Origin of the sequence: uncultured Gilliamella sp. (assembly GCA_945271295.1) — a bacterium.
Lineage (GTDB): Bacteria > Pseudomonadota > Gammaproteobacteria > Enterobacterales > Orbaceae > Gilliamella.
Map to the genome: position 1 here is coordinate 299,315 of CALYPG010000001.1, position 15,240 is coordinate 314,554.

Below are 15,240 nucleotides of genomic sequence, written 5' to 3' on the forward strand. Positions count from 1 at the left end.
CAACTCCACCTCTCAGTGTTTATAAGTAGTCTAAGTTTTATGTTTTTTGAATATAGCCTTATATGGCTGAGATTATTTTTAATAGGAAGATTATTATGTCTAAGAAAACAGGTCAAGTTAAATGGTTTAATGAAAGTAAAGGTTTTGGTTTTATCTCTCCAGCTGATGGTAGCAAAGATGTATTTGTACACTTTTCTGCAATTTCTGGTGATGGATTTAAAACCCTAGCTGAAGGTCAACAAGTGGAATTTTCTATCCAAGATAGCCCACGTGGACCAGCTGCTGCAGATGTTGCTTTAATCTAATCTGACATTTTATATCAGCAGGATAAGTCCTTGCTGATATAAGAAAATCAATTTTACACTTCAAGTTCTGTCTTATTAATATTTTAAATCAATTAGTAAATCAAATAATTTAAATCGTCTAATAGCATAAGTAAAATTTAGTTAATTAAATTAGTCTGATATACTCAGTTAATTTACACGAATTATATGCAAAATTATGCTATGAAACTGCAATAAATTAGTGACGATTTTGATATCGAAAATCCCATGGCGCGATCGGTTTTTTGTCTTTCCATAGACCTCTACGGTTTTGTTTAGCAATTGATTCTAATTCGACCATTTTTTTACTATTAGCCTTTCCTTTGTATCGATAAGCCCATGCATAACCGTTTTCCACCATTTTGGCATTAATATTAACACTATTATAAAAAATAGTGGCTAGTGTTCTTTTGTAAACATCTTTTCCTTTTTCTTTAACCGTAACAGTGTTACCTGCAATCAATGACGCAAGGTATTTTTTTGAGGCATTGCCATATGCTTGACGGCTTTCAGGGGCATCAATATCTAGTAATCGAATGCGAATTTTTTGCTTTTGGGAGGTTAATATGTCGATAGTATCACCATCAATAACTTTAACGACTTTACCTCTAATATCAGCATGAACTGGGAGTATTAAAGAAATAAAAAGAACGGAAAATATGAAAAAACGTTTTAACAAAAGCATAATAACAAATAACTAATAAATGAAAAATCTTGAATATTATATACTGAATATAAATAAATACACAATTGATACTCAGACGCCGATTAAAATTATTAATTTTCTTTACAATAACGTTTGCGAACTTAAAACAAACAAAAGCATATTGGTGTTAATTGATTATGAAGTTATTTACTCTTAAATATACAGTATATTTAGAGCGTTTAAATATTAACAACTCGATTAGCTTTCTTCTAAAATTGTAATGGTTGGTTTATGGTTTCCATGTAAAAAAAAGTAAAGAACGATAGCTAACAAACTTATTAATGCGCAAACTAAATATAAACCATGATAACGAATGTAAGGGATAAGCAGGCCCATAAAATAAGGTCCGAGCCCAATACCAAAATCAAATAATATAAAATAGGTTGAAGTAGCTTGTCCCACTTTATGATGGGGTGCAACTTTTACGGCAATAGCTTGCGCTGTAGATTGAAAATTGCCAAAGCCGAGTCCTATCAGGGCACTTGAAAGCAGTAACAGCCAAGTATTATAGGCAACACTTAATACAATAAAACCAATAGTTAATAATAACAAAGTAGGATAGATAATCACATTTTCACCTTTTAGATCGAACAGCCTGCCACTAAAAGGTCGTGAAATTAAAATAAATATGGCATAGATAGCAAAAAAGAAACTAGCCGCTTCCATTAAGTCAAGTTCTTGAGCATAAAATGAAAGATAAGCTTGTATGGTTGCGTAACCAATAGAAACTAACATTACAATAAATGAAATACGTAATACACTAGGTTCAATATAACTCGATAGTTGTAACCATGAGGCCCTTTGGTTATTAGCTTGAGTTTGCGGTTTACTGATCACCAATTTATTAGCTTTAAGTTGATAAGCAATGAATAAGCAAATGGCACCAATAACAATACCAAAGTAAAACAGGATATTGAAATGAACATATTGAACTAATAATATTCCGGCAAAAGGACCTAATGCAGTAGCTAAAATAGTGCTTAAACTAAAATAACTAATCCCTTCGCCACGTCGATTAGGTGGGACCACATACACTACAATAGTTCCGGTTACTGTACCAATTACACCAACAAAAATGCCACTTATAAAACGAATTAAAATTAATAATGGTAGATTAAAAGCAGTGAGATATAACGCCATAGTGATGATAAAGCCAATAATGCCAACAAAAAGCGCTTTTTTACAACCGATCATTTCTAGGAAAAATCCAGTGATGAATCTTCCGACCAAGCAACCAATAACCATCATTCCGGTAACTAATCCAGCGATACTTTTGCTTGCAGCAAACGTATCGACAACGTAATTACCAATGGTGACAAGTAACATGTAATAGTTTATGAGAACAAAGAGATTAATTGCAGAAACGACAACAAAGTCAACACTCCACAATTTTGTTTGTGTTTGATTATCCATAATATTTTTGATCTTCACAAATAAATATACTTATTTTTCATCCATACTATTTCGTGATTAAGTTAGCTGTGAAAAAGCCCGAAGGATTTATTTTGACCCGAAACGATTAGGGTACCAATGAAGTATAGCTATTTCAATAATTAAATATGAATAATTGTACTCTTATCAATATTATGAGCAAATAAAAAATGATGCTGCCTATATTTACCGTTAAATTGATTTGATCAAAAGGTGGGTTATTTTAGCTGTGTTCATTCACTTAGGATAAAGCAATATGAATTAAATCAAACCTTACTGGCAATTTAGTAGTAAGGTTCAACTTTTTGATTATAGTTAAAAACTGCTAGGGTCTTTAAATAGACCGACTTTGAGATCGGTGGCTTCGTAAATTAGTTTGCCGTCAACCAACACTTCACCATCACCAATCCCCATAATTAATTTACGATTAATAACCCGTTTAAAATGGATTTTATAAGTCACTTTTTTATTGTTTGGTAATATTTGCCCTTTTAGTTTAAGTTCACCTACTCCCAAAGCTCGACCTTTACCTTTACCACCAAGCCAACCTAAGTAGAAACCAACTAATTGCCATAAGGCATCAAGACCAAGGCAACCAGGCATAACTGGGTCATTTTTAAAATGACATTTAAAGAACCATAAATCGGGATTAATATCAAGTTCAGCTTCGACATAACCTTTACCATAATTACCGCCATCTTCATTCATTTCGATAACCCGATCCATCATTAACATTAAATCAGACGGTAAAGGCGGACCGTCATGGCCAAATAATTCATTATTACCTGATTTAATCAGATCTGCTTTATCGTATGAAGATTTACGTTCAAATGTCATAAAAAAACCTTTTCCTTGATGTTATTACAAACATGATTATGAAAATAAAGTCATTAATAATCATATTATGAAAAATTAATAGTGATAATACTAAAATGCTTCCCATTATTATGTTAATGGGATTTTGAGTTAAAGTTTATTGGCAATTGCTATTTTTTGCAATATTTTTGCCACTTACTCAACCAGCTGTCTTGCTTTTTGTCTTGTAACAGCATTGCTTGCATGCGTGCATGAATGAGTTTATAAAGACTAATGCTGGCTTCGTCTTTATAAGGAATACCCGTTAATAAATAAAGTGCTTCGGCTATATGCTCAACAGTCCAAATCGAAAATTGCTCTTGTTCAATTGCTGCTATCACATTATCATTTAAACTTAAATGACGTTGATTACTAGCCGGTATAATAACACCTTGTTGACCAGTTAATCCCTGATGCTGACATACTGCAAAAAAGCCTTCAATTTTCTCGTTAACCCCGCCAATTGATTGAACATGGCCAAACTGATCAACTGAACCGGTTACGGCTAATTGTTGATCTATTGGTTGCTGAGAAAGAGCACTGATTAAGGCACAAAGTCCAGCGAGTGAAGCACTATCTCCGTCGATTTCACTATAGGATTGCTCAAAAACCAAAGATGTTGAAAAGGGTAATTGATGATTGAGTGCAAATTCAGACATAATAAATGCTTGCATAATCATCATGCCTTTGGAGTGAATATTGCCAGCAAGGTCTGTTTTACGTTCAATATCGATTAATTCACCATCGCCAAAGTGAACCAGACAACTTAAGCGTGTCGGCTCACCAATCATTTTTGGATAACCGGGATATTCGATTACAGATAAACCATTAACCTGTCCAACCACTTGATCTTTGGTATTAATCATTATTTGGTTACTGAATATTTCGTCATGGAATCGCTCAATTAAGTAACTTTCACGCCATGATTTTTGTTCAATAGATTTGCTTAATGATGCATCATCAATTGCGTTGTGTTGCATAAAATAGGTCGCATTCACAAGTAGTGACTCAATCCATTCAATAGCAAGTGGTAAATAGTATTGATCACCTGTATAACGAGTGGCCTCTTTATAAATTTTAGCAAAAGCAGATTTATCAATAGTAGGTAACTGTTGATTATTAGCAATAAATTGTAAATAACAAAACCACTTTTCAACTTGTTCTGCTGATTGAATTTGTAGCTCGTTTTCAAACTCAGCATATATTGAAGTTGAATAGAACTCAGGTTCAAATTCTTGTAATTCTGCTAGACTTAACCTATCGCCAACTAAAATGATGCGTAAATCAAGTGGCATAGTCGGAATAGTTAATGGTAAAGGGTGAGATTCATCGGTTGAAAACCATTCAAACTCTTGTTTAATTACCATTTGTTTTAATCTTGTCCATAACATAGGTTGACTAAGTAGTGAACGTAAACCTAAAATTAAAACGCCACCATTAGCATGATGAACTAAACCAGCTTGCAGTTTAATGGGGTTATTTTCTGGTTGTCTAACACAACCGAATAGTTTTTCACTGTCAACCGCAGTTGCGGCTATACAATTATCAAGTGTGGCAAAATTATCTTGCCTACTTTTAGCCTCAGTTAAAGTGATTTTATTGTCACTGAAATAATAGCTATAACCTAGATTGGTAAGCGGCAAATTTGACTTAATAGATTGCCTGAGTAAATCAAAAAATAATTCACTTTCAGTTGCTTTAAGTAACATAAAGCGTGGGTGATAAGCTGCTCTTTTATTTGGACATAACATTGATAATGCAGAGGCAATACGAGGCTGCCAGACAAGTAAATTACCTTGCTCATCGGTGGCTAGTGTTGTATTGGTGTTAGCGTTATTAACAAGTTCTAAGATTTGATCTAAATTAGGTTGAATATGTTGTGTTGTGAGTTGTGTTATCGCCAAAGTTATTATCTTTTTTGTTAGCTAATCAATTAGTAAATTATAGCAAGTATAGCTTTCAACGCCAACTGATTACCAGAATCTTTATAGCAACAAATGAAAATTTTACAGAAAGATTTTTGAAAATCAGGTAAACTAATTACCAAATTACAGTTTATTTACCATCTTTATCATCATTATCAACAATTAAATATGCTCAAACTCAAAAATAATCATTCCAAAGATGACCAAGCCTCGCAAATTGTCAGCTGGGGGCATTGGTTTACATTATTCAATATTTTTGTTGTGATCTTGTTTGGTAGTCAATATTTATTGATCGCTGATTGGCCTCATACTTTTATGGGACGATTTTATGCTATTATCAGTGTGATTGGACATTTTAGTTTTTTGACATTTGTTACTTATCTGATATTACTTTTTCCATTTAGTTTTTTTATCCATTCATCGCGTTGGCAACGGATAATTGCAACGGTGATAGCTACATTGGGTATTTCCTTACTATTAATTGACATTGAAGTGTTTTCGCATTTTAGAATGCATCTTAACTTTTCCATTTGGCAATTATTTACTACAGAAAAAGCCTCTTTTTTTAATTCTATATTTATTTTTATTCCATCTATTTTATTGCTGGAAGTTTTGTTTGCGGTTTGGAGTTGGAAAAAACTACGTAGTTTGAGTAAACGTCGGCGTTATGCTAAACCGGTTGTCATTTTATTTATTATCAGTTTTGTTTCATCGCATTTAATTCATATTTGGGCCGATGCTAATTTTTATCGGCCGATTACTATGCAGCGATCGAGTTTGCCGCTTTCTTACCCTTTGACCGCTCGTCATTTTTTAGAAAAATATGGATTTATTGCCGAAAATAATTATCGCGATCGTGTGGTCCAAGAAGGTAACCCCTTTGCGATTGCGATTGAATATCCACTTGGTCGAATTAAGTTCGAACAACCAGAAAACCCTAAAAATGTCCTGATAATTGTAATTGAGGGCTGGAATGATAAATTATTAACAAATAATATGCTGTGGTTAAATAATTTTGCGCAACAAAATATTTTGTTTACTAATCATTATGGCACAAGCCAGCAGGCGCATTTGAATGATTTTTCACTTTTTTATGGTCTAGCGCCTAATTATTACAATAGTATTTTAGTTGGTCATAAACCTTCGGTATTGCTCGATGTTGTTGCCAAACAACACTATAATTTAGGGCTATTTTCGACCAATGGTTTTGCTAAACCTCTTTATCGCTATGCGCTACTTTCAAACTTTAGTATGCCAGAGCCAAAAAAACAATCGAATAAACAAATTACCGATTATTGGATGGCATGGCATGATGAGCAAAATAAATTGGCAAACCATGCACCGTTATTTTCAATTATTCAATATAGTTTAGACAATAAAAACAAAAAAATGTCCTTAGCCGACCTTGAATCGGATGCGAAAAAATTAGATCAACATCTCGAATCGTTGATTGCGTATTTAAAATTATCTAATAATTATGAAAATACAGTTATTATCATTACCGGCTCAAATGATATTAAGATTGATGAAGTAAACAAAGTAGTGATACATAATAATGATAATAACTTTAATCGTGATTCGCTTAAGGTGCCATTGATTATGGCATGGCCAAATAAAGCAAGTGAGCAAATAACACGAGTAACTTCACAAACAGATATTATGCAGACGTTAATGCAAGATGTCTTTAATGTTACCACTCCAGCACAACAATACAGTCAGGGTTATAATTTATTCAATAATAATTCTCGACAGTGGTTAGTGGCAGGCAATGAAAATCAAATAGCTGCGCTTTATGATGATAAAACGATTGTGCTTGATGCTTATGGACGGTCAAAAATTTATAATCCGGAAGGTAAATTACAAAAACATGAAACAATTAGTCTGCCAACTTTTTTACAGATTGTAACTGAAAATCGACGGTTTATGGTGGTTGATAATTAACGTTGACCATCATTACGGGTTATTTATACGCAAAGTGATGAAAGCAGTAATTGTGTAAAGATGTTTCAGGTCTGGCATACGTTTAAGTATAAATTTTGACACCAACAGTTGTGATAAATAAGGTGAACTTTACTTCACCTCTTTACCTAACGCTTGTAAATCTGCATGATAGGAAGAACGAACAAAAGGTCCACAAGCTGCATGAGTAAAGCCTATATCTAAAGCGATACTTTTAAGTTCATCAAATTCTTGTGGTGTGACATAGCGTTCAACGGGTAAGTGATATTTACTTGGCTGCAAGTATTGACCTAAAGTTAACATTGTCACCCCATGGGTACGTAAATCTTTTAATACTTGAATTAGTTCTTGATTGGTTTCACCAAGGCCAACCATTAATCCAGATTTGGTTGGAATTTCGGGGTGTTTTTCTTTAAAAGATGCCAGTAATTTAAGCGAACCTGCATAGTTAGCGCCCGGACGGATCTTTTTATACAAGCGCGGAATATTTTCTAAATTGTGATTAAAAACATCAGGAGGATTATCACTCAATACTGCAACTGCTTCATCAATACAACCACGAAAATCAGGCGTTAACGTTTCCACTTTAATATTCGGGCTCAAAGCTCGTATTTCCGACGTACAAGCCGCAAAATGGCTCGCGCCACCATCTTTGAGATCATCACGGTCTACCGAAGTAATCACCACGTAACGTAATTTCATTTCTTGAATAGTTTGCGCGAGTTTATTTGGCTCTTCACGGTCAGGGGGAAGCGGGCGACCATGAGCAACATCACAAAATGGACAACGACGAGTACAAATATCACCTAATATCATAAAAGTAGCAGTACCATGATTAAAACACTCAGCTAAGTTAGGGCAAGAAGCTTCTTCACAAACTGAATGTAATCCATGTTTGCGCATAGTATTTTTAATATGGGCAATATTATCGGAATGAGCGGACAATTTGATTCTCATCCATTCTGGTTTTTTTAGTGGAGTACTATCTTCTAAAGTTACCGTTGGAATTAATCGTGTTTTGTCGGCATCACGGTATTTTGAACTTCTGATTTGTGTTTGTTCATTCAGCATAATTTATGTCTTATTGGTTAGGTAACTGTTTAATAAAGTTATCTGTTAGTAATTGTTGTATCTCATGAGTATTAATATGTGAAACGTATTGTTTTAATTGGGTCATTTGTAGCCCAGCATAGCCGCAAGGATTAATATAGTTAAAAGGAGTAAGATCCATATCGATGTTTAATGCTAGCCCATGTAAAGTACAACCATGCTTTATATGCAAACCAAGCGAACAAATTTTTTTATGATCGACATAAACTCCTGGCGCATCCATTTTGGCATAAGCCCTAATATTGTAATAATCTAATGTTTGAATAACACAATTTTCTAAATAGCTAACAACTTGGCGAATAGTTATTTTACCTCGCTTTAAATCCAACAAAATATACATGATTTGTTGGCCCGGCGCATGATAAGTAATTTGACCACCACGATCAGTATGCACCACAGGAATAATTGTTTTAGTTAATAAATGTTCAGCTTTACCTACTTTCCCTTGTGTAAATACCGGTGGGTGCTCAACTAACCAAATCTCATCAAGGGTATTAGCATCACGATTTTGAGTAAAATGATGCATCGCTTGATAAGTTTGCATATATGGTTTTATACCCAAATTTTTAATGATAACATCATTTCTCGTCATGGCATTTGTCAAATCATAATTAACACTATATTTATTCTTATATAACAGATTTTACTATCACTTGACAACTCATTGCCTATGGCGGTATAACAAAACTCACAATCTTTATATTCTTCAGCTTTAAAAAATTTGATTTATATCAAATAATTACTCTTTTACATTATAGTCTTATTGAAATAGTTGATTAATTTAATAGGAATTAACATTCTTTTCTACACGGTGGTTTGCTTTACTTTTTCTTTGGAGATGGCAGACTGATATGAATAAAGCTCCGTAATGCAGAATTAAAATATTATTGTTAGTTAGAGCGTTAGTTGCAGCTAATGATAGTAGTAAAGACTGCGTTTTTTATAACAAAAAAGAGGTTTTAATATGTCGGACATGCAAATGAATGATATCGATCCCATCGAAACACAAGATTGGCTCAAAAGCGTTGAGTCTATCATTCGTGAAGAAGGAATCGAACGTGCACAATATATTATTGAACAAATTGTCAATAAAGCTAAGGATGGTGGTGTTCCGCTACTATTTGGCTCCTCAACCAGTAATTACATAAATACCATTCCAGTAGAAGAACAACCTACTTATCCTGGTGATTGGGAAATTGAAAGGCGCATTCGTTCAATTGTCCGTTGGAATGCCATTATGATGGTATTAAGAGCGTCAAAAAAGGATTTAGAATTGGGTGGACATATGGCATCGTTTCAGTCTGCTGCTACTTTTTATGAAGTCTGTTTTAACCACTTTTTTAGAGCACGTAATGAAAAAGATGGTGGTGATTTGGTATACTTCCAAGGGCACATTTCACCGGGTATTTATTCCCGAGCTTTTGTTGAAGGTCGTTTGACTGAAGAACAATTAGATAATTTCCGCCAAGAAGTTCATGGCAAAGGTTTACCATCTTATCCTCACCCGAAATTACTATCTGAATTTTGGCAATTTCCAACCGTTTCTATGGGATTAGGGCCTATTAGTGCAATTTATCAAGCACGCTTTTTAAAATATCTAAATCATCGTGGCCTTAAAGATACATCTGAACAAACTGTCTATGCGTTTTTAGGTGATGGTGAAATGGATGAACCAGAATCAAAAGGGGCCATTACGGTTGCCACGCGGGAAAAATTAGATAATTTGGTATTTGTTATAAACTGTAATTTACAGCGCTTGGATGGACCGGTAACAGGCAATGGTAAAATTATCAATGAACTTGAAGGGGTATTTGCTGGTGCTGGTTGGAATGTGATTAAAGTAATTTGGGGTGATCGTTGGGATAAACTTCTACAAAAAGATAAATCCGGTAAGTTAATCCGCCTTATGAATGAAACAGTGGATGGCGATTATCAAACTTTCAAGTCTAAAGATGGTGCTTATGTGCGTGAGCATTTCTTCGGCAAATATCCGGAAACAGCAGAATTAGTTAAAGATATGTCAGACGAAGAGATCTTTAGACTCAATCGTGGTGGTCAAGATCCAGCTAAAATGTTCGCAGCATTCAGTCGCGCGAAAGCAAATAAAGACCGACCGACAGTTATTTTAGCGCATACCATTAAAGGTTATGGCATGGGTGAAGCCGCAGAAGCTAAAAATATTGCCCACCAAGTGAAAAAAATAAATATGGATGGTGTCCGCCATGTTCGAGACTTTTTCAATATTCCAGTAACCGATGAAGCGCTCGAAAAATTACCTTATATTAAATTTGAAGCACATACACCTGAATATAAATATATTCATGAACGTCGCAATGCTTTACATGGTTATGTTCCCTCCAGATTAACTAAATTTTCAGGTACAGTTTCAATCCCTGCATTAAGTGAATTTGCACCATTACTTGAAGCGCAAACAAAAGAGATTTCAACGACTATTGCATTTGTGCGAGCACTGAATATCATGCTGAAAGATAAAGCATTGGCACCTCACTTAGTACCAATTTTAGCTGATGAAGCCAGAACCTTTGGTATGGAGGGGTTATTCCGTCAAATTGGTATCTATAATCCGCACGGGCAACAATATACGCCACAAGATAAAGAGCAAGTGGCTTATTATCGTGAAGATGAAAAAGGTCAAATTTTGCAAGAGGGTATTAATGAATGTGGAGCAACCGCCTCATGGTTAGCTGCGGCAACGTCTTATAGTACTAATGACTTCCCGATGATTCCTTTCTACATTTATTACTCCATGTTTGGTTTACAACGGGTAGGTGATTTAATGTGGGCGGCAGGGGATCAACAAGCACGTGGTTTTATGATTGGTGGCACTTCTGGACGTACTACTTTAAATGGTGAGGGTTTACAACACCAAGATGGTCATAGCCATATTCAAGCCTTAACCATTCCAAATTGTATTTCTTACGATCCCGCTTATGCTTATGAAGTGGCTGTGATTATGCAAGATGGTTTACGCCGTATGTATGGCGATCAAGAAAACGTTTATTACTATATCACCACATTAAATGAAAACTATGCTCAACCAGCAATGCCAGAAGGGGCTGAAGAAGGCATTCGTCGTGGTATTTATAAACTTGATACGGTCAAAGGTCAAAAAGGTAAACCGTCAGTTCAACTGCTAGGCTCTGGGGCGATTTTACGTCATGTGCGTGAAGCTGCCGATATTTTGGCTAAAAACTACGGTATTAGCTCAGAAATATACAGTGTGACATCTTTCACGGAACTTGCGCGTGAAGGTCAAGATTGTGAGCGTTATAATATGCTACACCCAAGTGAAACGCCAAAAATCCCATATGTAACTCAAGTGATGAACAACAATCCAGCAGTAGTTGCAACCGATTATATGAAATTATTTGCTGAACAAATTCGTGCTTTTGTACCGGCTGAAAGCTATCGTGTACTTGGAACTGATGGTTTTGGTCGTAGTGACAGCCGTGAAAATTTACGTCATCATTTTGAAGTTGATGCCTCTTATGTCGTGGTTGCAGCATTAGGTGAACTTGCTAAACGTGGTGATATTGCAACAAGCGTAGTCGATAAAGCCATTAAAAAGTTTGATATTAATCCAGATAAACTCAACCCACGTATAGCATAAGAGGTGACAATAATGAGTATTGAAATTAAATTACCCGATATTGGCAATGATGAAGTTGAAGTCACTGAGGTTTTAGTTAAAGTGGGTGATAAGGTTGATGTCGATCAATCATTATTAACGGTTGAAGGTGATAAAGCCTCGATGGAAATTCCCGCACCTCAAGCAGGAATTGTTAAATCCATTATTGTTCATGTTGGCGACAAGGTAACCACGGGTGTTAGCATCATGGTGTTTGATGAAGCAGGTGCTAGTACACCAGCCGCTAAAACAGAAGCGCCAGTTGCAACCTCGGCAGCGACCGCTACCCCAACAACAGCAACACCAACCGCAGCAACTAGTCAAGTTGTTGATGTTAATGTCCCCGATATTGGTGGCGATGAAGTTGAAGTTACCGAAATTCTTGTCAAAGTAGGCGACACTATAGCGGTAGATGATTCCTTGATAACGGTTGAAGGCGATAAAGCATCAATGGAAGTACCTGCCACCATTGCTGGGGTAGTGAAAAGCATCACCGTGAAAATAGGTGATAAAGTCAAGACCGGTTCCAAAATCATGGAATTTACGACCAGTGCTAGTGATGCACCGGTTAACGCTCAATCAGCAGCAGCAACTGAAAAAACGCCTGCTCCTGTGTCGGTAACTAGTTCGCCTGGTACTCCAGCTCAAACCGCGGTTACAACTACATCAACATCAACAGTTACAACTACTTCCACAGTTAATCCTACGGCTGGTAATGATTTTGTTGAAAATGACGCTTATGCGCATGCAACGCCATCAGTCCGTCGTTTAGCGCGTGAATTTGGTGTGAATTTGGCAAAAGTTCCAGCAACAGGTCCTAAACATCGTATTTTACGTGAAGATATCCAAACCTACGTTAAAAATGCTGTCAAGCAGGTTGAAACTGGTACATCTGGTGGCGCATTACCTGGTTTATTGCCTTGGCCAAAAGTCGATTTTAGTAAATTTGGTGAAGTGGAAACACTACCATTAACTAAAATTCAAAAAGTTTCGGGTGCTAACTTACACCGTAACTGGGTAATGATTCCACATGTTACCGAATTTGACGAAACTGATATTACCGATCTAGAAGCCTTCCGTAAGCAACAAAATGCCGAAGCGACTAAGAAAAAGCTGGATCTTAAGATCACCCCACTAGTGTTTATTATGAAAGCGGTAGCGAGCGCCCTCACTGCTTATCCACGCTTTAATAGTTCTTTATCGGAAGATGCGCAAACACTCATTATTAAAAAGTACATCAATATTGGTGTAGCTGTTGATACGCCAAATGGTTTAGTGGTGCCGGTATTTAAAGATGTTAATAAAAAGGGCATTGTACAGCTTTCACATGAACTAGCTGAAATATCGAAAAAAGCGCGTGAAGGCAAATTAACTGGTGCTGATATGCAAGGCGGTTGTTTCACTATTTCAAGTCTTGGTGGCATTGGTACTACGGCGTTTACACCAATTGTTAATGCGCCAGAAGTTGGTATTTTAGGTGTTTCGCGCTCCAGCATGAAACCAGTTTGGAATGGTAGCGAGTTTACACCACGTTTAATGTTACCTTTGTCACTTTCATTTGATCACCGAGTCATTGATGGTGCTGATGGTGCACGCTTCTTAAGCCATATTGTTAACGTCTTATCCGACTTACGTCGTTTAGTGATGTAGTAGAGGGGAATATACTATGAGTCAAGATGTTAAAACACAATTAGTGGTGTTAGGCGCAGGGCCTGCCGGTTATTCAGCTGCCTTTCGTGCTGCGGATTTGGGATTAGATGTGACTTTAGTTGAACGTTATTCAACGCTAGGGGGAGTATGTTTAAATGTGGGTTGTATTCCATCCAAAGCACTACTTCATGTTGCCAAAGTAATGACAGAAGCTAAATCACTGACTAATCATGGTATTGATTTTGGTACACCTAAACTTGAATTAGACAAGGTGCGAGAATGGAAAAATAAGGTCATAAACCAACTGACCAATGGTCTTGCCGGTATGGCAAAAATGCGCAAAGTTAATGTCATTCAAGGTGAAGCCCAATTTACGGGTAGTCACAGTATGGAGGTGAAAACAGCAAAAGAGATCATTAAAATCACATTCGATAATGCCATTATTGCCGCAGGTTCTCGCCCAATTACACTGCCATTTATTCCCCATGACGATCCACGAATTTGGGATTCAACTGATGCTTTGGCATTAACCGCTATTCCTAAAAAGTTACTGCTAATGGGGGGTGGGATTATTGGTCTGGAAATGGGCACCGTTTATCACGCATTGGGTTCAGATGTGGACGTGGTCGAAATGTTAGATCAAGTAATTCCTGCTGCTGATAAAGATGTGGTTAAAGTATTTACTAAGCAAATCCAAAATAAATTCACTTTGCATTTAGAAACGAAAGTCACAACAGTTGAAGCTAAACCTGATGCTATTTATGTCACCATGGAAAAGAAAGATGGCACTAGGCAAACGCTTACTTATGATGCAGTATTAGTTGCCATTGGCCGTGTGCCAAATGGTAAACTCATTAGTGCTGATAAGGCTGGCGTTAACGTGACTGATCGTGGCTTTATTGAAGTTGATAAGCAGATGCGAACTAATGTCCCGCACATTTATGCGATTGGTGATATTGTCGGTCAGCCGATGCTTGCGCATAAAGGTGTGCATGAAGGGCATGTAGTTGCAGAAGTCATTGCTGGCAAAAAACACTTTTTCGATCCTAAAACCATTCCTTCTATTGCCTATACTGATCCAGAAGTGGCTTGGGTGGGTTTAACTGAAAAAGAAGCTAAAGCTAAAGGGTTAGATTATGAAGTCGCTATTTTCCCATGGGCAGCCTCAGGCCGAGCCATTGCTTCGGATTGTTCTGAAGGGATGACTAAATTGATTTTCAATAAAGCTGACAATCGCTTGTTAGGTGGCGCGATTGTTGGAGCCAATGGGGGTGAATTACTTGGCGAAATTACGTTAGCTGTTGAAATGGGCTGTGATGCGGAAGATATCGCACTAACCATTCACGCCCATCCAACTTTGCATGAATCAATAGGCTTAGCTGCTGAAATATTTGAAGGTACAGTCACTGATTTACCCAATGCCAAAGCCAAGAAAAAATAATCTAAGTTGATCATATTATTTTACCAAGTCATACCGTCAGTAATAACTGGCGGTATTTTTTCACTAAACTAAAATAAGACCAATAAAAATCATGACAAGATGTTTCAGGTTAGCCATATGTTTCAGTATAAAATAGACCCTACATTCAACATCTAAGTGCGAATCCAGTCAGTAAAAGGCTTCATAAGGTG

The 15,240-nt window shown here is 36.4% G+C and carries 11 protein-coding genes; 5 read left to right on the forward strand and 6 right to left on the reverse strand.

Annotated features, from left to right (window positions below; translation table 11 throughout):
- The first annotated feature begins 95 nt into the window (after positions 1-95).
- The gene (locus tag Q0K76_RS01400) at positions 96-305 is read left to right on the forward strand and encodes a cold shock domain-containing protein (protein ID WP_294610114.1); all 210 of its coding nucleotides are present in this window, start codon (positions 96-98) and stop codon (positions 303-305) included.
- 217 nt (positions 306-522) lie between these two features.
- Here the strand turns inward: Q0K76_RS01400 and Q0K76_RS01405 are convergent, their stop codons facing one another.
- From Q0K76_RS01405 to Q0K76_RS01420, 4 genes are all read right to left on the reverse strand, one after another.
- On the reverse strand, positions 523-1,008 hold the full coding sequence (locus Q0K76_RS01405) for a thermonuclease family protein (protein WP_294610117.1): 486 nt from the start codon (positions 1,006-1,008) through the stop codon (positions 523-525).
- A gap of 219 nt (positions 1,009-1,227) precedes the next feature.
- Complete coding sequence (locus tag Q0K76_RS01410; RefSeq protein ID WP_294610119.1) at positions 1,228-2,442, reverse strand: MFS transporter; 1,215 nt, start codon at positions 2,440-2,442, stop codon at positions 1,228-1,230.
- A gap of 333 nt (positions 2,443-2,775) precedes the next feature.
- Complete coding sequence (fabA, locus tag Q0K76_RS01415; protein ID WP_294610122.1) at positions 2,776-3,297, reverse strand: bifunctional 3-hydroxydecanoyl-ACP dehydratase/trans-2-decenoyl-ACP isomerase; 522 nt, start codon at positions 3,295-3,297, stop codon at positions 2,776-2,778.
- 149 nt (positions 3,298-3,446) lie between these two features.
- Entirely contained in the window at positions 3,447-5,219 is a 1,773-nt protein-coding gene (locus tag Q0K76_RS01420; protein WP_294610125.1) for a Lon protease family protein, read from the reverse strand.
- 189 nt (positions 5,220-5,408) lie between these two features.
- Here Q0K76_RS01420 and Q0K76_RS01425 point away from each other — a divergent pair, with 189 nt between their 5' ends.
- Positions 5,409-7,181 carry a DUF3413 domain-containing protein gene (locus tag Q0K76_RS01425; protein WP_294610129.1) on the forward strand — a complete coding sequence of 591 codons (1,773 nt, stop codon included), beginning with the start codon at positions 5,409-5,411 and terminating at the stop codon, positions 7,179-7,181.
- 129 nt (positions 7,182-7,310) lie between these two features.
- Here the strand turns inward: Q0K76_RS01425 and lipA are convergent, their stop codons facing one another.
- A complete protein-coding gene (lipA, locus tag Q0K76_RS01430) occupies positions 7,311-8,267 on the reverse strand; it encodes a lipoyl synthase (RefSeq protein ID WP_363322362.1) in 957 nt (318 codons plus the stop codon).
- Positions 8,268-8,280: 13 nt separating this feature from the next.
- Positions 8,281-8,901: a lipoyl(octanoyl) transferase LipB gene (gene lipB, locus Q0K76_RS01435; protein WP_294610134.1), complete on the reverse strand. Its 621-nt coding sequence runs from the start codon at positions 8,899-8,901 to the stop codon at positions 8,281-8,283.
- 372 nt (positions 8,902-9,273) lie between these two features.
- Here lipB and aceE point away from each other — a divergent pair, with 372 nt between their 5' ends.
- The 3 genes from aceE to lpdA are packed head-to-tail and all read left to right on the forward strand — an operon-like array spanning position 9,274 to position 15,049.
- On the forward strand, positions 9,274-11,940 hold the full coding sequence (gene aceE / locus Q0K76_RS01440; RefSeq protein ID WP_294610137.1) for a pyruvate dehydrogenase (acetyl-transferring), homodimeric type: 2,667 nt from the start codon (positions 9,274-9,276) through the stop codon (positions 11,938-11,940).
- Between the two features lie 12 nt (positions 11,941-11,952).
- Entirely contained in the window at positions 11,953-13,608 is a 1,656-nt protein-coding gene (aceF, locus tag Q0K76_RS01445; protein WP_363322354.1) for a pyruvate dehydrogenase complex dihydrolipoyllysine-residue acetyltransferase, read from the forward strand.
- Between the two features lie 16 nt (positions 13,609-13,624).
- The gene (gene lpdA, locus Q0K76_RS01450) at positions 13,625-15,049 is read left to right on the forward strand and encodes a dihydrolipoyl dehydrogenase (protein WP_294610140.1); all 1,425 of its coding nucleotides are present in this window, start codon (positions 13,625-13,627) and stop codon (positions 15,047-15,049) included.
- Positions 15,050-15,240 lie beyond the last annotated feature (191 nt).

What these genes read in the sequence shown, in the direction of transcription:
- lpdA (WP_294610140.1), top strand. Translation starts at nt 13,625, where the DNA reads ATGAGTCAAGATGTTAAAACACAATTAGTGGTGTTAGGCGCAGGGCCT.
- Q0K76_RS01405 (WP_294610117.1), bottom strand. Translation starts at nt 1,008, where the DNA reads ATGCTTTTGTTAAAACGTTTTTTCATATTTTCCGTTCTTTTTATTTCT.
- aceE (WP_294610137.1), top strand. Translation starts at nt 9,274, where the DNA reads ATGTCGGACATGCAAATGAATGATATCGATCCCATCGAAACACAAGAT.
- Q0K76_RS01400 (WP_294610114.1), top strand. Translation starts at nt 96, where the DNA reads ATGTCTAAGAAAACAGGTCAAGTTAAATGGTTTAATGAAAGTAAAGGT.
- lipB (WP_294610134.1), bottom strand. Translation starts at nt 8,901, where the DNA reads ATGACGAGAAATGATGTTATCATTAAAAATTTGGGTATAAAACCATAT.
- aceF (WP_363322354.1), top strand. Translation starts at nt 11,953, where the DNA reads ATGAGTATTGAAATTAAATTACCCGATATTGGCAATGATGAAGTTGAA.
- fabA (WP_294610122.1), bottom strand. Translation starts at nt 3,297, where the DNA reads ATGACATTTGAACGTAAATCTTCATACGATAAAGCAGATCTGATTAAA.
- Q0K76_RS01410 (WP_294610119.1), bottom strand. Translation starts at nt 2,442, where the DNA reads ATGGATAATCAAACACAAACAAAATTGTGGAGTGTTGACTTTGTTGTC.
- Q0K76_RS01425 (WP_294610129.1), top strand. Translation starts at nt 5,409, where the DNA reads ATGCTCAAACTCAAAAATAATCATTCCAAAGATGACCAAGCCTCGCAA.